22 protein-coding genes are annotated in these 21,302 nt (G+C 66.6%); 12 read left to right on the top strand and 10 right to left on the bottom strand.

The annotated features are described in order from the left end of the window. The first annotated feature begins 9 nt into the window (after nucleotides 1-9). The gene (locus tag AC1MB9_RS15695) at nucleotides 10-969 is read left to right on the top strand and encodes a phosphoribosylaminoimidazolesuccinocarboxamide synthase (protein WP_479962844.1); all 960 of its coding nucleotides are present in this window, start codon (nucleotides 10-12) and stop codon (nucleotides 967-969) included. Nucleotides 970-1,023: 54 nt separating this feature from the next. Continuing rightward, nucleotides 1,024-1,401, top strand: coding sequence for a VOC family protein (locus tag AC1MB9_RS15690; RefSeq protein ID WP_479962843.1), 378 nt, complete (start codon nucleotides 1,024-1,026; stop codon nucleotides 1,399-1,401). Between the two features lie 13 nt (nucleotides 1,402-1,414). Here AC1MB9_RS15690 and AC1MB9_RS15685 read toward each other — a convergent pair whose 3' ends face one another. Beyond that, a complete protein-coding gene (locus tag AC1MB9_RS15685; RefSeq protein WP_479962842.1) occupies nucleotides 1,415-2,128 on the bottom strand; it encodes a TetR/AcrR family transcriptional regulator in 714 nt (237 codons plus the stop codon). A gap of 158 nt (nucleotides 2,129-2,286) precedes the next feature. On the opposite strand from AC1MB9_RS15685, the gene kynA reads away from it, so the two are divergent. Genes kynA through panD form a run of 6 tightly spaced genes read left to right on the top strand, consistent with a single transcriptional unit; the run spans nucleotide 2,287 to nucleotide 6,828 of the window. Further along, the gene (gene kynA / locus AC1MB9_RS15680; RefSeq protein ID WP_479962841.1) at nucleotides 2,287-3,141 is read left to right on the top strand and encodes a tryptophan 2,3-dioxygenase; all 855 of its coding nucleotides are present in this window, start codon (nucleotides 2,287-2,289) and stop codon (nucleotides 3,139-3,141) included. A gap of 13 nt (nucleotides 3,142-3,154) precedes the next feature. Next, on the top strand, nucleotides 3,155-4,069 hold the full coding sequence (locus AC1MB9_RS15675; protein ID WP_479962840.1) for an amidohydrolase family protein: 915 nt from the start codon (nucleotides 3,155-3,157) through the stop codon (nucleotides 4,067-4,069). Then, nucleotides 4,053-5,345, top strand: a complete 1,293-nt coding sequence (locus AC1MB9_RS15670) for a kynureninase (protein ID WP_479962839.1) — start codon at nucleotides 4,053-4,055, stop codon at nucleotides 5,343-5,345. The genes AC1MB9_RS15675 and AC1MB9_RS15670 overlap by 17 nt, the downstream gene beginning before the upstream one ends. A gap of 55 nt (nucleotides 5,346-5,400) precedes the next feature. Next, nucleotides 5,401-5,658, top strand: coding sequence for a phosphoribosylformylglycinamidine synthase subunit PurS (purS, locus tag AC1MB9_RS15665; RefSeq protein WP_134172890.1), 258 nt, complete (start codon nucleotides 5,401-5,403; stop codon nucleotides 5,656-5,658). Continuing rightward, nucleotides 5,658-6,356: a phosphoribosylformylglycinamidine synthase subunit PurQ gene (gene purQ / locus AC1MB9_RS15660; RefSeq protein ID WP_479962838.1), complete on the top strand. Its 699-nt coding sequence runs from the start codon at nucleotides 5,658-5,660 to the stop codon at nucleotides 6,354-6,356. The genes purS and purQ overlap by 1 nt, the downstream gene beginning before the upstream one ends. Nucleotides 6,357-6,414: 58 nt before the next feature. After that, entirely contained in the window at nucleotides 6,415-6,828 is a 414-nt protein-coding gene (gene panD / locus AC1MB9_RS15655) for an aspartate 1-decarboxylase (RefSeq protein WP_479964671.1), read from the top strand. An 83-nt stretch (nucleotides 6,829-6,911) separates the two neighbouring features. Here panD and AC1MB9_RS15650 read toward each other — a convergent pair whose 3' ends face one another. The 3 genes from AC1MB9_RS15650 to AC1MB9_RS15640 form a co-directional block, all read right to left on the bottom strand. Continuing rightward, the gene (locus AC1MB9_RS15650) at nucleotides 6,912-8,396 is read right to left on the bottom strand and encodes a S8 family serine peptidase (protein WP_479962837.1); all 1,485 of its coding nucleotides are present in this window, start codon (nucleotides 8,394-8,396) and stop codon (nucleotides 6,912-6,914) included. Between the two features lie 257 nt (nucleotides 8,397-8,653). Next, a complete protein-coding gene (locus AC1MB9_RS15645) occupies nucleotides 8,654-10,315 on the bottom strand; it encodes an MDR family MFS transporter (protein ID WP_479962836.1) in 1,662 nt (553 codons plus the stop codon). Further along, nucleotides 10,312-10,980 carry a TetR/AcrR family transcriptional regulator gene (locus AC1MB9_RS15640; protein WP_479962835.1) on the bottom strand — a complete coding sequence of 223 codons (669 nt, stop codon included), beginning with the start codon at nucleotides 10,978-10,980 and terminating at the stop codon, nucleotides 10,312-10,314. The genes AC1MB9_RS15645 and AC1MB9_RS15640 overlap by 4 nt, the downstream gene beginning before the upstream one ends. 170 nt (nucleotides 10,981-11,150) lie before the next feature. Between AC1MB9_RS15640 and AC1MB9_RS15635 the strand changes: the two genes are divergently transcribed. Next, nucleotides 11,151-11,612, top strand: coding sequence for a DUF3817 domain-containing protein (locus tag AC1MB9_RS15635; RefSeq protein WP_479962834.1), 462 nt, complete (start codon nucleotides 11,151-11,153; stop codon nucleotides 11,610-11,612). A 96-nt stretch (nucleotides 11,613-11,708) separates the two neighbouring features. Here AC1MB9_RS15635 and AC1MB9_RS15630 read toward each other — a convergent pair whose 3' ends face one another. Together AC1MB9_RS15630 and AC1MB9_RS15625 are read right to left on the bottom strand one after the other, a co-directional pair. Next, the gene (locus AC1MB9_RS15630; RefSeq protein WP_479962833.1) at nucleotides 11,709-12,638 is read right to left on the bottom strand and encodes an aldo/keto reductase; all 930 of its coding nucleotides are present in this window, start codon (nucleotides 12,636-12,638) and stop codon (nucleotides 11,709-11,711) included. Nucleotides 12,639-12,683: 45 nt separating this feature from the next. Beyond that, nucleotides 12,684-13,055, bottom strand: coding sequence for a DUF4190 domain-containing protein (locus AC1MB9_RS15625; protein WP_479962832.1), 372 nt, complete (start codon nucleotides 13,053-13,055; stop codon nucleotides 12,684-12,686). Between the two features lie 118 nt (nucleotides 13,056-13,173). On the opposite strand from AC1MB9_RS15625, the gene AC1MB9_RS15620 reads away from it, so the two are divergent. The 3 genes from AC1MB9_RS15620 to purL all read left to right on the top strand — a co-directional run bounded on the left by AC1MB9_RS15620 (nucleotide 13,174) and on the right by purL (nucleotide 17,931). Continuing rightward, complete coding sequence (locus tag AC1MB9_RS15620; RefSeq protein WP_479962831.1) at nucleotides 13,174-13,860, top strand: hypothetical protein; 687 nt, start codon at nucleotides 13,174-13,176, stop codon at nucleotides 13,858-13,860. A gap of 117 nt (nucleotides 13,861-13,977) precedes the next feature. After that, nucleotides 13,978-15,582 (top strand): AMP-binding protein, encoded by a 1,605-nt coding sequence (locus AC1MB9_RS15615; protein ID WP_479962830.1) that lies wholly within the window; start codon nucleotides 13,978-13,980, stop codon nucleotides 15,580-15,582. Nucleotides 15,583-15,624: 42 nt separating this feature from the next. Beyond that, a complete protein-coding gene (gene purL / locus AC1MB9_RS15610) occupies nucleotides 15,625-17,931 on the top strand; it encodes a phosphoribosylformylglycinamidine synthase subunit PurL (protein ID WP_479962829.1) in 2,307 nt (768 codons plus the stop codon). A 42-nt stretch (nucleotides 17,932-17,973) separates the two neighbouring features. On the opposite strand, the gene AC1MB9_RS15605 is transcribed toward purL, so the two are convergent. Genes AC1MB9_RS15605 through AC1MB9_RS15590 form a run of 4 tightly spaced genes read right to left on the bottom strand, consistent with a single transcriptional unit; the run spans nucleotide 17,974 to nucleotide 21,256 of the window. After that, the gene (locus AC1MB9_RS15605) at nucleotides 17,974-18,924 is read right to left on the bottom strand and encodes an endonuclease/exonuclease/phosphatase family protein (RefSeq protein WP_479962828.1); all 951 of its coding nucleotides are present in this window, start codon (nucleotides 18,922-18,924) and stop codon (nucleotides 17,974-17,976) included. 55 nt (nucleotides 18,925-18,979) lie between these two features. Continuing rightward, on the bottom strand, nucleotides 18,980-19,903 hold the full coding sequence (locus tag AC1MB9_RS15600) for an SDR family NAD(P)-dependent oxidoreductase (protein WP_479962827.1): 924 nt from the start codon (nucleotides 19,901-19,903) through the stop codon (nucleotides 18,980-18,982). After that, nucleotides 19,900-20,241 carry a chorismate mutase gene (locus AC1MB9_RS15595; protein ID WP_479962826.1) on the bottom strand — a complete coding sequence of 114 codons (342 nt, stop codon included), beginning with the start codon at nucleotides 20,239-20,241 and terminating at the stop codon, nucleotides 19,900-19,902. Before AC1MB9_RS15595 ends, AC1MB9_RS15600 begins: the two co-directional genes overlap by 4 nt. A gap of 58 nt (nucleotides 20,242-20,299) precedes the next feature. Beyond that, nucleotides 20,300-21,256 carry a DMT family transporter gene (locus AC1MB9_RS15590; protein WP_479964670.1) on the bottom strand — a complete coding sequence of 319 codons (957 nt, stop codon included), beginning with the start codon at nucleotides 21,254-21,256 and terminating at the stop codon, nucleotides 20,300-20,302. Nucleotides 21,257-21,302: the final 46 nt, after the last annotated feature.

Here is a 21,302-nt window from a genome sequence, read left to right as displayed (position 1 = left end):
AATGTAAGCGTGACCGAATCCGCGCAGCCCACAGCATCCGTCGCCCTCGACCTGCCGGGGTGGCGACACGCCTACTCGGGCAAGGTGCGCGACCTGTACGTTCCCGACGCCGCGGGTGCCCCGACCGACCTGGTCGACGCCGAACGTGTGCTCGTGGTCGCGAGCGATCGAGTGAGTGCGTTCGATCATGTGCTGGAGCCAGGGATCCCCGGCAAGGGAGAGCTGCTCACGACCTTGAGCCTGTGGTGGTTCGATCGACTGACCCAGGTGCCGAACCACCTCCTGGCCGACCATGAGCTGGTGGGCGACACCGTGCGTGAGCTCATTCCGGCCGCCGTCGCCGGTCGCGCCATGCTCTGCACCACACTCGATATGTTCCCGGTCGAATGCGTCGTACGCGGCTACCTCACCGGATCCGGCTGGAAGGAATACCAGCTCAGCCAGTCCGTATGCGGCATTGCCCTGCCGGCCGGTCTCACCAACGGCGACCGGCTCCCTGAGCCCATTTACACGCCGGCCTGGAAGGCCCCGATGGGCGAGCACGACGAGAACATCTCGTTCGAGCGCACCGTCGAGCTCGTCGGCGAGACCGTGGCGGCCGAACTGCGGGACCTGTCCCTGGCGCTTTTCACGACGGCGTCGACGATCGCCGAGAACGCCGGCGTGATCCTCGCCGACACCAAATTCGAGTTCGGGGCGAATCGCGCGACGGGCATCACGACGCTCGCCGATGAGGTGCTCACAAGCGATTCCAGCCGCTACTGGGACGCGGAGGCCTGGCACACCGGCACGACCCCGGAGTCGCGCATGGCAAGTTTTGACAAACAGATCGTTCGCGACTGGCTCGCCGCGAACTGGGCCGGTGACGGCACTCCCCCGGCGCTGCCCGCCGCCATCGTGGAGCAGACCGCCGCGCGCTACCGTGAACTGCTCGAGCGCCTCACCCGCGTCCCGCGTCACCGCTTGTGACGCCCGGTGGCGGCCGAAACGGCCATGAAACACGGTTTCGGTAGTCTCGTACGCATGAGAATCAAAATGTGCAGCATCCATGTGAAGGATGCCGCAGACGCGTTCGACTTCTACACGAAGATCCTCGGATTCGAAGAGCTCATGAAGGTACCGGAGGCCGAACTCTACATCGTCCGTTCGCCGGAAGACCCGGACGGTGTCGGGCTGCTACTGGAGCCCACCGACACCAAGGTGGCCAGGTCCTATCAAGAGGGCATCGCCCGCCTCGGCCTGCCCGCGATCGTCTTCGGCTCCCCCGACGTGCGGGCGGAACGCGACCGTCTGGTGGCTCTCGGCGTGCGGTTCGAGGTCGAACCCAGCACTGACGAATTCGGCACAACGGCCGATTTCGACGACACCTGCGGCAACCTCATCCGCCTGCATCAGGACTAGCAGCGCAGCGCCGTTACGCCGCGGGGCCGTGGCCGGAGCGGCCGGAGCGGCCGGCGCGCTTGGCGCGACGCGTCAGGCCGTGCAGGGACGCGCGGAACTCCTTGGCGGTGAGCGGACGACCGGGGAGCTTCGGCCTGGTCGCCTCGGCCGATCGCAGACCATCGAGCACGATCGACAGCTGCCGACGCCACTGGCCGGCATAGCCGTCCCCGAGGGTTCCGAGCGAGCCCACCATGGTCACGAGCACAGCAATGTCCACCGCGTCGACGTCGGACCGCAGATCGCCGTCCTTTTTGGCCTGGGCGACAAGGCCGGCAATGAACGTGTCGAACTGGGCCGCCGGCCGGTTCGCCGGATCAATCAAGGCCATCCGCTTCAGAATCGACGGCAGGGCCGGGTCGGCCACGAGCCACTCGGCGACGCGCTCGCTGTAGATGACGACGCCGTCCCACGCCGTCGGCGCGGCCTCGATCTCACCGCGCACGGAGGCCAGGTCGGCGAGGGCCAGCTCAAACAGGGACCGCACCAGGTCGTCACGCGTCGGAAAGTTTCGGTACAGCGTGGCCACTCCCACGTCGGCACGGCGCGCGATTTCTTCGAGGGAAGCATCGACGCCGTCGGTCGCGAACAGGGCCCGCGCCTCGGTCACCAGGCGTTCCCGGTTCTGCCGCGCATCGCGGCGCCGGGGTTGCGAACCCTCCTGGGGGGTTCGGGTCGACGAGGTCATAAACATGATTCTAGGTCCCCCGTCTCCGGATTCACGGAGGGAATCCTCCGTGCGCCCGTGCAGCGGTGTCGGTGTTGCGTGAATGCGAGCGAAACCGGACAATTCAGGGAAGGAAGCTGGCACCGCGGCCACCCCTCTGGTTCAGAAAAGGAACACCCATGCCCGTCGAGCACAACACCCGAGAGTTTGACCCCGAGATCGTCACGGATTTTCGGGAGCGAATGAGCTACGGCGCCTACCTGGATCTGCCGACCCTGCTCGCAGCACAGAAGCCGGTGAGTGTGCCGGAGCACCACGATGAGCTGCTGTTCATCATTCAGCACCAGACGACCGAGCTGTGGCTCAAGCTCATGCTGCACGAGCTGCGGGCTGCGACGGAATCACTGCGGCTGGATGACCTCGCGCCGGCGTTGAAGCGCATCGCCAGGGTCAAGCACATCCAGCGCACCCTCACGGAGCAATGGTCGGTGCTCGCAACCCTGACCCCCACCGAATATGCAGAGTTTCGCGGGTTCCTCGGCAACTCCTCCGGGTTTCAGTCATACCAGTATCGTGCGGTCGAGTTCGCCCTCGGCAACAAGAACAAACGGATGCTCAGCGTGTTTGCGAGTGACCCCGCTGCTCTCGCAGTCCTCACCGAGGTGTTCGATGCCCCGAGCATCTACGACGAGTTCCTGCGCTATCTCGCGAGGAACGGCTTCGATATCCCCCTCGACGTGCTCAACCGGGATGTGACCGAAGCCTGGGTCTTCCACCCCGAGCTCGTGGCCACGTTCCGCCGCATCTACGAGAACGCGAGCGAACATTGGAACGCCTACGAGGCGTGCGAAGAACTCGTCGACCTCGAGGACAACTTCCAGTTGTGGCGGTTCCGGCATCTCAAGACCGTGCAGCGGATCATTGGAATGAAGCCCGGTACGGGCGGGTCGAGCGGCGCCGCGTTTCTGCAGAAGGCGCTCGAGCTCACGTTTTTCCCCGAGTTGTTTGCCGTGCGCACCGAGATCGGACGCTGACCCAGGAGCCCACATGACCACCCTCCCGCTGTTTCTCGACGCCCACGTTCACCTCACCCTCATCGACCCGTCGACTCTGCTCTCCGGCGGCATCGGCCGGGTGCTCGACCTCGGGGGCCTCCCCGCAGCAACAATGCCCGACACGCCCGAGGCGGCATACGCCAATCAGTTCCTCACGGCGCCCGGCGGCTACCCGGCACGGCAGTCCTGGGCCCCGCCCGGGAGCGTGTGCGCAGTGGCGAGCCGCGCGGATGCCGCGAGCGCGGTCGATCGGCAGTCCGCGGCCGGAGCATCCGTGGTGAAGGTCACACTCAACTCGGAGGCCGGCCCGGTGCTCGCCGACGACGTGCTGGCGGCGATCGTGGCGCGCGCACGCATGCACGGGTTGCCCGTCGTCGCCCATGCGGAGGGCTCCGGGCAGGCGCAACGTGCCGGTGCGGCCGGCGTGGACATGTTCGCGCACACCCCGTTCAGCGAGCGGCTGGACGATCACCTCGTGACCGCCATGGCAGGGCCAATGACGTGGATCAGTACCCTCGACATTCATGGGCACGGGCGCCGCACCGCCGCGTTCGATCTGGCGAGCGACAATCTGGCCCGGTTTCACGCCGCGGGCGGCCGGGTGCTGTACGGCACCGATATGGGGAACGGCCCGCTGCCGGTGGGGCTCAATCGGCGGGAGATCGAGGCGCTCCTCGGCGCCGGCCTGTCACCCGACGACGTGATCGATGCCCTCACGAACGACGCGGGGCTGAGCTGGAGCCCGGGCGACACCGGGCGCGTTACCGTTATTGCGGGCGAGCGCCCGAGCGACCCGACCGATTTCGTGGCCTGGTTGTGCACCGCCCGCGCGGTGACTCGCCCATCGCCGCACTCGGAAGCCCACGACGCCGACGACCAGAAGGACGCGCATGACAACGCAGTTTGACCCGACATCCGGCATCGATCCCCACCTCACCTTCGCCCGCCGGATGGACCGCATCGACGGGCTCGCGCACTACCGGCCGCGCTTCATCGGAACGGATGCCCTCCCGGACGACGCCAACCCCCTGGCGTACCTCGATGGGAACTCCCTGGGACGGCCGACGAAGGCCAGCGCGGAACGCATCGCCGAGTTCATCACCCACGCCTGGGGAGAACGCCTGATCCGCGGCTGGGACGAATCGTGGATGGAGCTGCCATTGCGCATCGGCGACGATCTCGGCCGTTCGGTGATCGGTGCGGCACCGGGCCAGACCTTCGTGGGCGACTCGACGACGGTGTTGCTGTATAAGCTCGCGCGCGCCGCGGTGGATTCCCGACCCGGACGCACGGAGATCGTGCTCGACTCCGACAACTTTCCCACCGACCGGTACGTGCTCGAGGGCATCGCCGCCGAACGCGGGCTGAGCCTGCGTTGGATCGTGTCGTCGACCGAGGGCGGTGTGACGCCGGAGCAGGTGCGCGACGCCGTGGGACCGCGCACCGCCCTTGTGGTGCTGAGTCACGTGGCCTACCGCTCCGGGTACATTGCGGACATGCGCCGGATCACCACGATCGCACACGAGCACGACGCCCTCGTGCTGTGGGATCTCTCCCATTCCACCGGCTCAATCCCGGTGGAACTCGACCTCTGCGATGTCGATCTCGCCGTGGGGTGCTCCTACAAGTACCTCAACGGCGGTCCAGGCTCCCCCGCCTTCGGCTACGTGCGCGCCGACCTGCAGGACGTGCTCGTGCAGCCGATTCAGGGCTGGATGGGCGCTCGGGACGTCTTTGCGATGGGACCGGAGTATGTTCCGGCAACCGGCATCCGTCGCTTCATGAGCGGCACACCAGCGATTGTGGCCATGCTCGCCATGCAGGACACAATCGGCATGATCGAGGAGGCCGGCATCGAACAGGTGCGCGCCAAATCGGTGGCGCTGACCGAGTTCGCGATTGCCCTCGCCGATGAGTGGCTGGCACCGATGGGCGTCACCGTGGCCTCCCCGCGGGAGAGCTCGCACCGCGGCGGTCACGTCACAATCAACCACCCGGCCATGCGCCAGGTCACCACGACCCTCTGGGCGTACGACGTGATCCCGGATTTCCGCAGCCCGAACGGGCTCCGGATCGGCCTGTCGCCGCTCAGCACAAGCTTTGTGGAGACCTACGACGGCCTCGCCGCGATCCGCGACGTACTGCGTGGCGTGCTGCTCGGCCAGAGCGGGCTGACGGCGTAGGCGCGTCGACCTGTAGAATCGACCCATCCACCCTCGAACCAAAGCGGAGTGCGCTGTGCCCACAATTGTTGTAGAAGTTATGCCCAAGGCCGAGCTGCTTGACCCGCAGGGCAAGGCCGTAGCCGGCGCCCTCGGTCGCCTCGGTCAGACCCAGTTTTCCGACGTGCGCGTCGGCAAGCGTTTTGAGATCACGATCGACGGACCGGCGGATGCTGCCGCCCTCGCGGCCGTCGCCGAGCTCGCCGACACCGTGCTCTCCAACTCCGTGATCGAGGATGTCGTCGGCATCCACGTCGTCGAACCGGCCAACTAGTGCGCATCGGCGTCGTAACCTTCCCCGGTTCCCTCGACGATCGTGACGCGCAGCGCGCGATCCGACTGGCCGGTGCGGAGCCCGTTGCCCTCTGGCACGGCGACCACGACCTGCACGGCGTTGACGCGCTCGTGCTTCCCGGTGGCTTCAGCTACGGGGACTACCTGCGCTGCGGTGCTATCGCGAGCCTGTCGCCGATCATGACCGAGGTCATCGACGCGGCGAACAAGGGGATGCCGGTGCTCGGAATCTGCAACGGATTCCAAATGCTCGCCGAGGCACATCTGCTCGACGGCGGACTCATCCGCAACGAGGGCGGGCGTTTCATCTGCCGTGACCAGCAGTTGCGCGTCGAGAACACGTCGACCGACTGGACCGGTGGATTCACCACCGGTCAGGAGATCACCATTCCGCTCAAGAACGGCGAGGGCGCCTTCATCGCGTCCGCCGACACGCTTGCGCGCCTCGAGGGCGACGGCCAGGTGGCCTTCCGCTACCTCGGAGTGAACCCGAACGGTTCGCTCAACGACATCGCCGGCGTCACGAACGCGCGCGGCAACGTCGTCGGCCTCATGCCGCACCCCGAGCACGCCGTCGAGGCCGGTTTCGGCCCCGACACCGCCGACGCCATGCGCAGCGGCACCGACGGGCTCACGTTCTTCACCTCCGTGATCGAGCGGGCACTCGTCGGCGCCTGACCCGCGCGTCAAGAAACCCCTCGGTCAACATCCGACCCAGGCAAGGATGAGTACAGCCGTGTTGCGAACCATGTTCACCGCCAAGATCCACCGCGCCACCGTCACCCACGCCGACGTGAACTACGTCGGTTCGGTGACCATCGACCGTGACCTGCTCACGGCCGCCGATGTGCTGCCGGGCGAGAAGGTGGCGATCGTGGACGTGACCAACGGCGCCCGCCTCGAAACCTACGTGATCGAGGGAGAGGCGGGCAGCGGCGTGCTCGGCATCAACGGCGCCGCCGCGCACCTGATCCGTCCGGGCGACATTGTGATTGTCATCGCTTACGGGCTGATGAGCACCGAAGAGGCCCGCGAGCACACGCCGCGGGTCGTGCACGTCGACGCGGACAACCGCATCGTGGCCACCGGCATCCGCCCGGCCGAGGCGCTGGCCGCCGGACTCGACTCGCCGCCGTTCGCCATCGTCTGACCTGTCCGCCCCGGTACGACGGGGACGGATGCTGACCCGCGGAGAGGCGGACGGCTGCAGCCGTTCGCCCCACGCAGTTTCGTCTACTTCTGCACGGCTATGCGGGCGTCCACCATGCCCTCACCGAAGAAGCCGTTGTCGGCGGCGCTGCCCACGCACTGGAGGGACCCGACCGGGCACGACAGGTCGGCGGCTTGCTCGGAGAGCCGGCCGGCAAGTGCCTGGCCGGACAGCCGCGGGTGCGTGGACTTGATCAGGGCGGCTACCCCGGCCGCGTGCGGGGATGCCATTGAGGTGCCCGAGTAGATGGCGTAGCCCCCACCCGTGACCGTCGACAGGATCGCGGACCCGGGTGCGGTGACGTCGATCACGTCGAGACCGAAGTTGGAGAAGCCCGACTTCGCGCTCGTCTTCGTGGCGGAGGAGACCGTCACGACCCCGTCGAGCTCAGCAGGGATGTCCGCGCAACCGGTGGAGACGGAGCGAAGTGCCGGGGTCGTGTCGTTCGGGCTCGAGTCATCCGTCGTTTTGTTGGCGAGGTCGATGTTCGAGTTACCGGCGGCGGCAACGTTCACGACGCCCTTCTTCTGCGAGTACTGCACCGCGCGGTCGACGGCCGTCTTGACGGCGGCCTGGTCGGCGTCGTTGTCGCACCAGAACATCCACGGGTCGATGTAGTAACTGTTATTGGTCACGTCGGCTCCGGTTGCGGTGGCGTACATGAAGCCGCAGATGGCGGCCTCGGGGTAGATGAAGCCGTCATCGTTGACAACCTTCACCGAGGACAGGCGCACGTTCGGGGCGACGCCCACGATGCCCACGCCGTTGCGGGCGGCGGCGATCGTGCCGGCCACGTGCGTGCCATGCGAACTTGTCGTGGGTTGCCACGCCGTCGGGCCCGTGTCGGGCACACCGCTGATGCAGCCGGCGGATAGGGACGCATCAATGTTGGCGGCGAGGTCGGGATGCGTGGCCTCGATGCCCGAGTCAAGAACGGCCACGAGCACGTTGCGGTCGCCGTCGGTGACCTGGTGCGCCGCGTCGGCTCCGATCAGCGCCATGTCCCACTGCTCCGCCTCGCGGGGGTCCGAGACCACGTCGCCGGAGGACTCCACTCCCATGTCCTTGGTCACGGCGGCGCTGCGCCGCTCGGGTGTATTCGTGCTCGCATCGCCGAGGTAGGTGGCATCCGCGGCACCGACGGGAGCGGTGCGGGTTGCCCCAACCGATTCGACCGCCCTGTCCAGGCGCACGGTGTCGGCGAAGACGGTGTTGTCGGACTGTGCGATCACCACGCCGATCTCGTCGTACGAGGCCACGACCTCACCCCCGGCCTGGGCGACGGCCCGCTCGGCCTTCCTCGTCTGGCCCTGATTCGCCTTGGTGACGTTGATCGCGTAGTTCATCACAGCTCCATGAACGAGCTGCGTCTTCGGCGGTGGGGCAGCCTGGGCGATCCCGGGCGCCAGGAAGGTGGCGCTCAGCGCCGCCGTCAGGGCGATGCCTGCGGCCACTCCTCGTCGGCGTCCGGTGGTGTTCGAAGTACTGCTGGTAGGGGAACTGAACATCCTGCTCCTTATCCGTGACGGCTCCGAATAAGCCGTCATCCGGCCCCGCGCCCGCGTCCGCGGACGGCAGAGACGGCCGACACTGGCAGACGAAAAGGCGACGCGGTGATCGGCGTCCGAGGGCCAGCCCCGCACGTGTGCGGCCGCGAGCTCCCGGCGATCATGGCCAACTCCCCAGCAACGCTATTGATTCTCCTGGCCTGTGGATAGCCCGCACAAAGGCGGACACGAAGGCAGAATGCGATGCGGTGGGCGGTCTAGGTCGTGGGCGAAAGCGGACGAGCGGATGCCGATTGCTCGGCCTCGACGTCTTCCCCAACCGTCCGGGGCTCGAGGCGAACGAAGGTAGCGCCGTCGGTTTCGAGCGTTTCGGGCAGAATGTCGTGCTCGATCGTGGTGGCCAGCGGCTTCTCTTTCACGAGACTGAGCAAGACGACGGCAACGAGGACCAGCGGCACGAGGTAGAGGAACACCGGCGTGAGGGCGTCGTTGTAGGAGCCCACGATGATGCTCCGCACGGATTCCGGCAGGTCGCGAACCATGCCCGGGGTGAAGGAGTTCGAGGCTCCGCTTGCGCCGGAGGCCGCGGGCATCCGCTCCTCGAGCAAATCACCGAGCCTGGAAACGAAGAGGCTGCCGACCACCGCGGCGCCGAGGGAAGCGCCGATCTGGCGGAAGTAGTTGTTCGAAGCCGTGGCTGTGCCGACCTCGGTGTTGGGGAAGGAGTTCTGCACGATCAGGATGAGAATCTGCATGCTCAGGCCGAGCCCGAGGCCCATCACGGCAAGGTAGCTGCACAGCACCCAAATGGGCAGAGTCGGCGTCATCGTGGAGAGCAGCACGAGCGCGACGGCCACCAACAGGGTGCCCGCGATCGGAAACAACTTGTAACGCCCGGTTTTGCTCACCAGCTGGCCAGAAACCACCGAGCTCACGAGCAGGGCGGCCATCATCGGGATCATCAGGAACCCGGCCTGTGTGGCGTTCGCGCCGGTCACCATCTGCAGGTACGTGGGCAGGTAGGCCAGGGCGCCGAACATGGCGACGCCGATGATGAGACCGGCGCCCGTCGTGAGGTTGAAGTTGCGGTCCTTGAACATGTGCAGCGGCATGATCGGTTCGGCGGCCCGGCGCTCGACCGTCACGAACGCCACGGCGGCCACGAGAGTGGCCACGATCAGGGACATGATCAGCAGCGAGTCCCAGTCGTAGGTCGTGCCGCCCCAGGTGCTGACGAGCACGAGGCCCGTCGATGCGATGGCGAGCAGACCCATACCGGCCACGTCGAGCTTCGGGCGGTCGTGCTTGACCTTCGGCAGGCGCAGGAAGAAGACCGCCGAGACGATGGCGAGGGCTCCGAGGGGGATGTTCATCCAGAACGCCCAGCGCCAGCCGATGCTCTCCGTGAACCAGCCACCGAGCAGCGGGCCGGCCACCGAGGACAGCGCGAAAACGCCGCCCATGATGCCCATGTATTTGCCGCGATCGCGGGCCGGAACAACGTCGGCGATGATCGCCTGGGAGAGGATCATGAGCCCACCGCCGCCGAGGCCCTGCACGGCGCGGCCGATGATGAGCCAGGTCATATCGGCGGCGAGCCCGCCCACGATCGACCCCACGATGAAGATACTGATCGCTCCGATGAGCAGGCCCCGGCGGCCGATGAGGTCGCCGATCTTGCCATAGACGGGCAGCATGACCGTGGCAGCGAGGATGTACGCCGTCGTCACCCACAGCATGTGGTCGACACCGTTGAGCTCGCCCACGATCGTGGGAAGCGCGGTGCTGAAAATGGTCTGGTCCAGGGAGGCGAGCAGCATCGTCACCAGGAGACCCGCGAACACGAGCAGAATGTGGCGTTTGCCGGGGTTCTCGGTTGCTGCCGGCCTGGCCGGTGGGGCGGTGCGTGTATCGGTCATCGGAGTCTCTCCAGTAGGTCTGTCGCGAGCGCGAGCGCCCGGCATTCAAGTTCGTGGGTGCTGCTGCCTGGCGTGTTGGTGCTCGATCGTGTTTCCGTGGCCTCGGCCCATTCCTTGACGGCCACGCGCACCGCGCCCCCGCACAGAGCGAGCACGAGGTCCGCGGATGCCGCTCGGTCCGCGGCCACATCGGTGTCGAATCGTCGGTCTCGCGAGAGGATTGTCTGCACCGCGTCGGTGAATTCGGTCGTCAGGCGCGTGAACTGCGCGAGTTGAGCGGACATGAGGTGCGGGTGGCGCCGCAGGATCTCGAGGCGGTCTGCGCGCATCGTCACCCGGGTCGACGGCGGGCCGATCACGGTGATCAGCAGGTGAACGACCGTGGCGATCGTTCCGATTTCTTCGACGCGCGCGCACTCGGCGGCGAGCTCCTCCGCGGAGAGCTCCATGTGGCGGAGCCCGATGATGGCAGCGTCCTTGCTCTCGAAGTAGTTGAAGAAGGTGCGCGGAGAGACGTCGGCAAGCTCGCTGATGGCATCCACCGTCGTCTGCTCGAGTCCGTCGCGCAGCACGAGCGTGACGGCGGCGTCCTCCAACCGCGCCCTCGTTTCCAGGCGTTTGCGGTCGCGCAGGCCCAGGCCTGATTTTTTCGATTCGATAGTCACAAGGGAAATTCTTGCGCGCGCTGCTTTATTGCGCAATTGCAAACTTACAGGACTGCAAGTTTCACAGCGAGTGTCCAGTTTCGTCGGAGGCCCGCGCGGGCAATCCGCAGATCGGTCTGCAAGGATTGCAGGGCATCACCCGCCGTCCTCACCCCTGGAGTGTTTTCTTCGTGTCTCCCCGCCTGTTGTTTCGATCCGTCGCCATCGCCGAGGCCATCACCTGGGCGCTGCTCATCACCGGGATGCTCCTGAAGTACGTATTCAGCGCCGGCGAAGCGGGCGTGCAAGTCGGTGGATTTCTGCATGGACTGGTCTTCATCGCATTCGGAATGACGGCGGTGCTCCTCGCCGTGAACCAGCATTGGGGCCCGCGACTCACGGCGCTCGCGATCGTCACCGCCATCATTCCTTTCGGCACCATTCCCCTCGACCGCGGTCTCGAAAAGCGCGGCCTGCTCGACGGCGGATGGCGCCGCACCCGCACCGACGACCCACGGGATCACACCCGGATCAGTGCCCTGCTCCGCTGGATGCTGGTTCGGCCCGCGCTGTTCACGGCCGCGCTCGCGCTCGGCCTGGTTGCGATCATGACCGCGCTGCTCACGGTCGGGCCTCCCGGCGGCGGCAGCTGAGGCATCCGACCCGAACGATTCCGCGCCTGGGGCGCCTGGGGCGCCTGGGGCGCCTGGGGCGCCGAAGCCGGACCGTTCGCCACCGGCTACCGCAACTCAGGGAAGCACATGGCCCGCCGCGGTGAAGAGGCGGTACCACTCCGGGCGGGTCAGCGGCACGTCGGCCCCGGCCGCGGCGTCGGTGAGGTGACCGAGATTCGTGGTCCCCAGCACCACCTGGATGTTGGCCGGATGCCGGGTGATCCACGCGACGGCAATCGCGGCCGGCGTCACGTCATACGCCACGGCAAGTTCGTCGATGACGTCGTTCAGGGCCGCATACGTCTCGCGATCGCCGAGGAAGATCCCGTCAAAGAACCCCTTCTGGAAGGGTGACCACGCCTGCAGGGTGATGCCGTTGAGCCGAGCATGGTCCAGAATGCCGTAGCCACGGTCCACGGACTGGTCGAGGCCGGCCATATTGGCGGACATCCCCGCGGTGATCATGGGCGCGTGCGTGATGCTCAGCTGCACCTGGTTGACGACGAGAGGCTGGATCACCGAGCTCTTGAGCAGCTCAATCTGTCCCGGCGTGTGATTGGAGACGCCGAAATGGCGCACCTTGCCGGACGCCTGCAGTGCGTCGAAGGCGGCGGCCACCTCATTGGGCTCCACGAGGGCGTCGGGACGGTGCAGCAACAACAGGTCCAGGTAATCGGTCCGCAGTGCCGCCAACGATTCGTCCACGGAACGCAGGATGTGTTCGGTGGAGAAGTCCCAGAAGCCCTCGCGGATGCCGACCTTCGACTGGATCGTGACGTCCGCACGCTCGGCGGCGGTGAACGTGACGGCGTCGCCGAAACGTTTCTCGCACTCGTGCGGCTGCGCGCCGTAGATGTCGGCGTGGTCGAAGAAGCTGATACCGGCATCACGGGCACCGCCCACCAGCTGGCGAATGTCGGAGTCGGTCATCGCGGAGATCCTCATCAGCCCGAGGACGATGCTGGACGTTTCGAGGTTCGTGTTCGGCAAGGTCTGCAGTTTCATGGCTCTATCTTGCCTGTGTTCCCTGCGGGAGTCGCTCAGGGAGCGCTAGTAGCTTACCGTCGCCATCGACATCGCGCCGAGGATCAGGGCGAGAATTCCACCGCCGAAGACAATCCAGAACAGCATGAAGAGCCCTCCGATCACGATTCCGGTGATCGCCATTCCGCGGCCGGTCGGCTCTCGCTTCAGACCGATGATTCCGAAGATCAAGGCGCCCAGCGGCACGAGAAACGTGAAGCCGAAAAAGATGGACACGAGGCCGAGCACCAGCGAGGTGACGCTCAGTCCAGTGGGTGAGGGGGCGGCATAACCGACCTGGTACGCCACCGGCGCGTTGTACGGCGAGTAGCCGCTTGCCTGATACTGAACGGGGCGCGGCGGCGGTTGTTCGGGGCCCGAAGTGGACGGGTTAGACATGGTGTCCTCGGCGGTGGCGCCCCCAAGAGGGACTTTCGGATGTTGCGCACAGCATATCGCCACTCAAATCCTTTGAGAAGCACCTGACCGCACGGCATTCAGCGCGCTAATCTCGGGTGTGGCCACTTCCTCGGAACGCCCTCCGAAAACGGGCGCGCGTGTCTGGCTCCCCGCCGACACGGCGCTCTGGACGTCGTGCCACATTGTCTTCGACACGGTGCACGGCCGCGTGCCGGAGCATCGGATCGATACCCTGTTTCCGCTCGGCCAGGGTGAGACAGCCCTGGCAGCGGGGGATCTCTTCGTCGACTCGTTCTACGCCGCCGGCGACGGTTCCTATGATCGATCGACCACCTTCGCCTTCGGCACCGGCGTTTTCGGCCTGGCCCTCGCCGCGGGCACGCTCGCGGCGAGCGCCGCCGGCAATGCGTCGAGACGCAGTCAGGCCGCCGCGAATGCACAGCAGGCCTGGCGACCCCTGTTCGGCGGAACGGTCTTCGTGACCAATGCGGGATTCTATGTGCAGACCATGGAGGGCCTCTTCCCTTGGGGCTGGGAGTCCATCCATCTCATGCAGGTCGTCGCATTCAATCGGGTGACCATGCAGGCTCAGTCGACCACCGGCCCGGTCACCTGGCGCCTGAACTCGGAATGGTCCGAGTTGATTTTCGCGCTGTGGGCCCTGCGCCGGCATCCGTCCCACCCGCAGCTGCGGGACGGCACGTGGTTGCCGCAGAACTGGTTGCGTTGGGCGACCGATCAGGGTTATCGCCCTCACCTCGACCGCCCCGAACTCAGTTCCTGAATCGCTGTCGGCAAACCGTCAGTCGGTGCCCCGTGCCGCGCGGTAGCCTGTGCCATGACGACTCCGGGCGCAGCCACGGATAATCGGCATGAAACGCCTGATCAAAGGAGATTATTCGTGTTCACAAGCCCGTACGCCCCGGTCGTCATTCCCGATGACAGCATCTACGACTACCTCTTCGGCGATCTCACCGACGCCGAGCTCGACCAGATTGCGATCGTCGACGGAACCACCGGCGCGGCAACGAGCTATCGAACCCTGGTGAGCCAGATCAACCGGGTGGCCGCGGCCCTCGCCGAGCGTGGCGTGGCGACCGGCACCGTGGTGGCGCTGCTCTGCCCGAACATTCCGGCGTTCGCGAGCGTGTTTCACGGCATCCTGCGCTCGGGCGCCACGGTCACCACCGTCAATTCGCTGTACACGCCCGGGGAAATCCAGAGCCAGCTCGAGGGCTCCGGCGCGACCTGGCTCATGACGGTCGGCCCGCTGCTCGAAGGCGCGAGCGAGGCGGCCGCGTCCGCCGGCCTGACCGATGACCATGTCGTGGTGCTCGATGGCGCACCGGGGCATCCGTCGCTCGCCGACCTGTTGGCGACGGATGCCCCGGTGCCCCAGGTATCCGTAGACTCCGCAACGCACGTGGCCGTGCTGCCGTTCTCATCGGGGACCACCGGACGCGCCAAGGGCGTCATGCTCAGCCACCGCAACCTGGTCGCGAACGTGCAGCAGGCCCGCGAGCTGATCGGCGTCGTGCAGGAAGACCGCGTGCTGGCCCTGCTCCCGTTCTTTCACATCTACGGCATGACCGTGCTGCTCAACCTCGCGTTCAAGCAGCGGGCAACCCTGGTGACCATGGCCAGGTTCGACCTGACCGAATTTCTGCGGATGATCCAGGACGAACGGTGCAGTTACGTGTTCATCGCGCCGCCGATTGCCGTGGCTTTGGCGAAGCATCCGCTGGTCGAGGAGTACGACATGTCCAGTGTGCACACGATCCTCTCCGGCGCGGCCCCGCTCGACGGCGCGCTCGCCCAGGCGGTGGCGACCCGACTGGACTGTCGGATACTGCAGGGCTACGGCATGACCGAGGCGAGTCCGGTCAGCCACCTGATCCCGATCGACGCACCGCAGATATCCCGGGACTCGGTCGGTGTCACCATCCCCAACATGGAATGCATGCTCGTGTCGCTGGAAACAGGCGAGGAAATTCCGCTTCCGGTCGACGGGGTGAGCGACCCGGGTGAGCTGCTGGTGCGTGGTCCGAACGTGATGCTCGGCTACCTCGGCAACGACCAGGCGACCCGAGAGACGATCGACGCCGACGGCTTTCTGCACACCGGCGATGTCGCGACGGTGAGCGCCGAGGGCGTGGTGCGCATCGTGGATCGCAGCAAGGAACTCATCAAGTACAAGGGTTACCAGATCCCGCCCGCCGAGCTCGAGGCGCTGCTGCTGAGCCACACCCACGTCGCGGATGTCGCGGTGATCGGGGTGCGGGACGCCGACGGCCAGGAGATTCCGAAGGCCTTCATCGTGGCCGTTGCAGTGGATCTCGTCACGGCCGAGGTGCTCATGGAGTGGGTTTCCGAGCGCGTCGCCCCGCACAAGAAGGTGCGGGTCGTGGAGTTCATCGACGTGATTCCGAAGTCCGCGTCCGGAAAGATCCTGCGGAAGGACCTCCGTGCGCGGGAAGTCGCGGGTGTCCAGCGGGGCGACGGATAGACTGAGCTGGTCAAGCATCCGCTATATCTGGGAGAACGCCACGTGACCGCTGTTTCCACCACCCACTCTCGCGGCGTCGCCGACACCGTCGCGAACGCCGCCGCCACGCCCGAGAAGGACCAGCCCTACGGCGCCCTCGGGCTCAAGGCCGACGAGTACGCGAAGATCCGCGAGATCCTCGGCCGCCGCCCCACCTCGGGCGAGCTCGCCATGTACTCCGTGATGTGGAGCGAGCACTGCTCCTACAAGAGCTCGAAGATGTACCTGCGCCAGTTCGGCGACAAGGTCTCCCCCGAGATGAAGAAGAACCTCATGGTGGGCATGGGCGAGAACGCCGGCGTGCTCGACGTGGGCGAGGGGTGGGCCGTCACCTTCAAGATCGAATCGCACAACCACCCCTCGTATATTGAGCCATTCCAGGGCGCCGCGACCGGCGTCGGCGGAATCGTGCGCGACATCATCTCGATGGGCGCCCGCCCGGTCGCCGTCATGGACGCCCTGCGCTTCGGAGACATCAACGACCCCGACACCGCGCGCGTCGTGCACGGCGTGGTCTCGGGCATCTCGTTCTACGGCAACTGCCTCGGCCTGCCCAACATCGGCGGCGAGACGTACTTCGACGCCGTGTATCAGGGCAACCCGCTCGTCAACGCGCTCTCCGTCGGCGTACTGCGTCACGAAGACCTGCATCTCGCCAACGCGCGCGGCGCCGGAAACAAGGTGATCCTCTTCGGTGCGCGCACCGGCGGCGATGGCATCGGCGGCGCATCCATCCTCGCGTCCGACACGTTCAGCGCCGGCGGGCCGACGAAGCGCCCCGCCGTGCAGGTGGGCGACCCGTTCGCCGAGAAGGTGCTCATCGAGTGCTGCCTCGAACTGTTCCAGGGCAAGCTCGTGGAGGGCATTCAGGACCTCGGCGCCGCCGGAATCAGCTGCGCCACAAGCGAGCTCGCCTCCAACGGCGACGGTGGAATGTTCATCGAACTCGACAAGGTACTGCTGCGCGACCCCACGCTCACGGCCGAAGAAATTCTCATGTCGGAGAGCCAGGAACGCATGATGGCCGTCGTGACACCCGAGAAGCTCGAGGGCTTCCTCGCCGTCACGAAGAAGTGGGACGTGGAGACCAGCGTGCTCGGCGAGGTGACCGACACCGGCCGCCTCATCATCAACTGGCACGGCGAGGAGATCGTCAACGTTCTTCCCCGCACCGTCGCCGTCGACGGCCCGGTCTACGAGCGCCCGCTCGCCTACCCCACCTGGATTGACGCGCTGCAGGCCGATTCCGCGAGCGCTCTGCCGCGCGCCCTCGACGCCGAGTCGCTGCGCACGCAGTTCCTCGACCTGCTCGGCTCTCCGAACCTGGCCGACCCGAGCTGGATCACCGACCAGTACGACCACTATGTGGGCGGCAACACCGCCCTCGCCTTCCCCGATGACGGCGGCATGATCCGCGTCGACGAGGAGAGCGGCCTCGGCTTCAGCATCGCCACCGACGCGAACGGGCGCTACTGCCAGCTCGACCCGTACCGCGGCGCGCAGCTCGCCCTAGCCGAGGCCTACCGCAACGTGGCCGCAACCGGCGCCGTCCCGGCCGGCATCAGCGACTGCCTCAACTTCGGTTCCCCGGAAAACCCCGAGGTCATGTGGCAGTTCCGTGAGGCCGTCACCGCCCTGGCCGACGGATGCCTGGAGCTCGGCATCCCCGTCACCGGCGGCAACGTGTCGTTCTACAACCAGACCGGCGATCAGCCTATTCACCCCACCCCGGTCGTCGCCGTGCTCGGCGTGATCGACGACGTGGGACGCCGCACCCCGAGCGGCTGGCAGGACGACGGGCACAATATCTACCTGCTCGGCACAACCGCCGAAGAACTTGACGGATCCGCGTGGTCCGGAGTGGTGCACAATCACCTCGGCGGCCGGCCTCCGGTCGTTGACCTGGGGCGCGAGGTGGCCCTGGGCGGACTGCTGCACGCCGCATCGAAGGAAGCCCTCATCGACAGCGCGCACGACCTGAGCGAAGGCGGGCTGGCCCAGGCCCTCGCCGAAGCCGTGATGCGTTTCGGCGTGGGCGCCCGTGTGTGGCTGGGCGACATTTGCGAGCGCGACGGCGTCGACGCATCCGTTGCCCTCTTCTCGGAGTCGGCCGGTCGCGTGATCGTGTCTGTTCCCCGCGAGGACGATGTGAAGTTCCTCGGCTTGTGCAAGGGCCGCGAGTACCCGGTGTTGCGCATCGGCGTCACGGACGCCGAACTGGGCGCGCTGGAGATTCAGGATCAGTTCTCCGTGTCGTTGGACGACCTGCAGGCCCGTCACCGCGCCACGCTGCCTGCCGCGTTCGCCTAAACGACGGCTTCGCCCTGTAGCCGATCGCGGCTGCAGGGCGCGCTACACGGCGAACTCGACCCACAGCGGGTAATGGTCGGAGATACGCCAGGAGAGCTTGTCCCTGCCCAGTCCCGGATACACGTGCGCCGGGAAATCGAAGGAGCCGCCCCGGTTCGTGTACGTGAGGCCACGCAGCAGCGACTGCACCGGGTTGGTGTTGGTCGTGAACCACGCAATCTGGTCATAGAAATGCGCTGACTTGTCGTCGTCGAAGATGGTGCGCGGCAGATCGTTGAGTTCGGGCGGCGGAAACAACCCCGTCTCGATGAAGGCGTCGTAGAGCGGGTTGCCGTGCCGGTCGATGTTGAAATCGCCGAGCACCAGCAGGTTGGTGTTCCAATCGTTCTTGCGGTCGGCCCAGGCGCGCATCCACTGGGCAAACGCTTGGATCTCGGGAATCCGGTCGCTCACACTCCCCCAGAGGATGTGCACGGTCGTGAGAATGAACTCCACCCCGTCTCGGGTGAAACTGGCCGCATAGGGCGAGCGGGCGAATTGCACGGTCGCCCTGACCCGCACCGCGGTGGGCAGCACCACCTCGCCGACCAGGCCGGACGGCTGCACCCGGGTGGTGTCGTACAGGAACGTGAGCCGCTCCCCGTTGCCCGCGTCCCCCTCGGTGACGTCGGAGGTCAGCACGCGCCAGTTCGCGCCGAGCCGCTGCATCAGAAATCGGAGTGCCGCCACGTTGCGGCGCACCTCCTGCACCGCGACGACGTCGAATCGCGCCACGATCTCCGCGATGCTGGCCACGGCGCGCCAGTCCCGCTGCGGTGAGGTCGTCGCGGAGGCCTCCCACGTGGGCGCGACGCCCGAAAAGGCCCGAAGATTCCAGCTGCCGATGAGCAGGTTGCCGGGTCGTTTCGCCGGGACGACAGCGTCGACTTCGGCACCCAGGCGCGTGAGTTCCGTGGCCACATCTGCCGGCGTTTCCACCACCACGCCAACCATAAAAGCACAGGAGGCCCGGTCGGTCCAGACCCTGCCGACACGTGAGCGCGGCGGGTTAGAGCACGGGCTCCTCAATCAGTGTCTCGGCCCGTTCCCACAGTTTTGCCGCCACACCGCGATCACGCGACGTGCGGGTGGCCGGTTGGCGCGTCGGTGCACCGCGGGTGAGAAAACGCGGGCCGAAGTAGTCGCCGCCGTGGGCATCCGGGTCGATCGCGGCGCGCACGGTAGGCCACGCGCCGTGGTCCTTGCCCTGGGCGCCGACGATCCGCTGCAGGCCGTCGATGACCCGCTTCACGGGCGTGATCTCGTTGACGCCCGGCACGGTGGGGGTCAGGCCGGAGATGGAATAGCCGGGATGCGCCACGAGCGACTGCACGGCACCGGCACCGGCGGCACGCAGCCGACGGTCCAGCTCGAAACCGAACACCTGCATGGCAATCTTCGACTGCGCGTAGGCCTTCCACCCGTTGTAGGTCGTGGCGAGCTGCAGATCGTCGAGGGACGAGTCCATCAGTCGAGAGATCAACGAGCCCAGCGACACGACGCGGCTGCCCGGTGTGCGCCGGAGGGCCGGCAGGGCGCCGGCGGTGAGCGCGAAATGCCCGAGAAAATTGGTGGCGAGAATAAGTTCGTTGCCATCGAGGCTCACCCGCCGGTCGGCCGGGGGGTGCACAATGCCGGCATTGAGAATGAGTGCGTCCAGGCGGGGAAGAGCACGCAGCTCCTCGGCCGCCGTACGCACGGACACCAGATCGGCGACGTCGAGCATCATCGTCGACACGGATGCCCCCGGAACACGCGATCGGATGGCGGTCACGGCGGCCTGCGCGCGCGTCTCATTCCGGCAGGCGAGCACCACGTGGGCGCCGGTAGTGGCGAGCTGCTCGCTGGTGAAATAGCCGAGGCCCGCGTTGGCCCCCGTGACGACGAACGTTTTGCCCGTCTGCGCGGGCAAAGCGCGCGGGTTCCAGCTCATGGAACCTCGGGAGCGGCGGAGCCACCGGCGAGGCGCACGTGGTGGTGAATGACCTCGGCGATCACGAAGTTGAGAAACTTCTCGGCGAAGGCGGGGTCGAGGTGCGCTTCCACGGCCAGGTTGCGCAGCCGGTCGATCTGCTCCAGTTCGCGCCCGGGGTCGGCGGGCGGCAGCCCGTGCAGGGCCTTGAGCCGTCCCACCTGTTGGGTGAATTTGAAGCGTTCCGCGAGCAGATGAATCAGCGCGGCGTCGATGTTGTCGATGCTCTCGCGAATGCTGTGCAACTGGTCAATCGCGTCTTGTCCCGCGTCGGCGGGTAAATCCTCGTGTACGGCCATCCTTTGACGATAATGCATTCGCGTCGGTCGACTCTGCCTCGGCGTCCGGCCCGAACGGTCACGGCATCGCATCGAGCAGACCCGGCCTGCGGCGGCGCGCGGGCAGACCGAGGCGGAGCCGCTTTTGGGTGAGCAGGATGCCGAAGAGCACGAGCACGGCACCGACCGGTTGGTGCCAGGTGAATGTTTCGGCGAGCACGACCACACCGAGCAATACGCCCACCACCGGTGTGACGTACGTGACCATGGACGTCGTCGTCGGGCCCCAGGCGCGCAACACGTTGATATACCAGATGTAGGCGAGGCCGGTTCCGAGCGCTCCCAGCGTAAGCAGGCTCAACACGATCGGCCAGCTGAGCTGCGTCGGATGCCAGGCGATCACGGGTGTGAGCAGCAGCATCAGCACGCCGGCCAGGCCGATGTTGAGGAACGCGAAGGTGGGGCCGGCGATGGGCCGCTTGCTGATGAAGCGGCGGGTGTAGCCGAAGGTGAAGCCGTAGCACACGGCCGCCCCGAGGCAGGCGATCTGGCCCCACAGGTCGCCCGTGAGCGCGGCGTACTGCCAGGGACCGATGATCACGACCACGCCGAGGATTCCGATCAGCACACCGACGACCTGCCCGCGAACGAGACTTTCCACTCGGAACGCGAAGGTGGCCATGAGCGCCGTCATGATCGGCGTCACCGCGTTATAGATACTCGCGAGGCTCGACGAGACGTACTGCTCGGCCCAGGCGAAGAGCAGGTGCGGCACGAGGCATCCGGTTATGGCGATCACGAGGAAGTGCAGCCAGACCACGATCTCGCGTGGCAGGACCGGCCCGCCGCTCACCCGGGGCCGTCGGGCCAGCACGATCAGGCCGAGCGTCAACCCACCCAGAACGAGCCGTGACCAGGCGACCTGACCGAAGGAGACGCCGTCGAGGGCCACCTTCATGAACAGGAAACTGGCCCCCCAAATAGCACCCATTCCCAGGAATTGCAGGGCGACGACGGTTCTGCTGGAGGAAGACATGTGACTCACATGCCGAGACTATCCCCCGGCACAGGACCGGGCGGAC

The sequence above is a fragment of the Cryobacterium sp. AP27 genome, from assembly GCF_056680495.1.
Note: the sequence above shows the minus strand (reverse complement) of the source record. Positions and strands in the feature narration are given on the sequence as shown.

Bases quoted from the DNA above. Each gene is read 5' to 3' on its own strand.
- AC1MB9_RS15690 (WP_479962843.1), top strand. From the start codon at position 1,024: ATGAGAATCAAAATGTGCAGCATCCATGTGAAGGATGCCGCAGACGCG.
- AC1MB9_RS15685 (WP_479962842.1), bottom strand. From the start codon at position 2,128: ATGACCTCGTCGACCCGAACCCCCCAGGAGGGTTCGCAACCCCGGCGC.
- kynA (WP_479962841.1), top strand. From the start codon at position 2,287: ATGCCCGTCGAGCACAACACCCGAGAGTTTGACCCCGAGATCGTCACG.
- AC1MB9_RS15675 (WP_479962840.1), top strand. From the start codon at position 3,155: ATGACCACCCTCCCGCTGTTTCTCGACGCCCACGTTCACCTCACCCTC.
- AC1MB9_RS15670 (WP_479962839.1), top strand. From the start codon at position 4,053: ATGACAACGCAGTTTGACCCGACATCCGGCATCGATCCCCACCTCACC.
- AC1MB9_RS15650 (WP_479962837.1), bottom strand. From the start codon at position 8,396: ATGTTCAGTTCCCCTACCAGCAGTACTTCGAACACCACCGGACGCCGA.
- AC1MB9_RS15645 (WP_479962836.1), bottom strand. From the start codon at position 10,315: ATGACCGATACACGCACCGCCCCACCGGCCAGGCCGGCAGCAACCGAG.
- AC1MB9_RS15630 (WP_479962833.1), bottom strand. From the start codon at position 12,638: ATGAAACTGCAGACCTTGCCGAACACGAACCTCGAAACGTCCAGCATC.
- AC1MB9_RS15625 (WP_479962832.1), bottom strand. From the start codon at position 13,055: ATGTCTAACCCGTCCACTTCGGGCCCCGAACAACCGCCGCCGCGCCCC.
- AC1MB9_RS15605 (WP_479962828.1), bottom strand. From the start codon at position 18,924: ATGGTTGGCGTGGTGGTGGAAACGCCGGCAGATGTGGCCACGGAACTC.
- AC1MB9_RS15600 (WP_479962827.1), bottom strand. From the start codon at position 19,903: ATGAGCTGGAACCCGCGCGCTTTGCCCGCGCAGACGGGCAAAACGTTC.
- AC1MB9_RS15595 (WP_479962826.1), bottom strand. From the start codon at position 20,241: ATGGCCGTACACGAGGATTTACCCGCCGACGCGGGACAAGACGCGATT.
- AC1MB9_RS15590 (WP_479964670.1), bottom strand. From the start codon at position 21,256: ATGTCTTCCTCCAGCAGAACCGTCGTCGCCCTGCAATTCCTGGGAATG.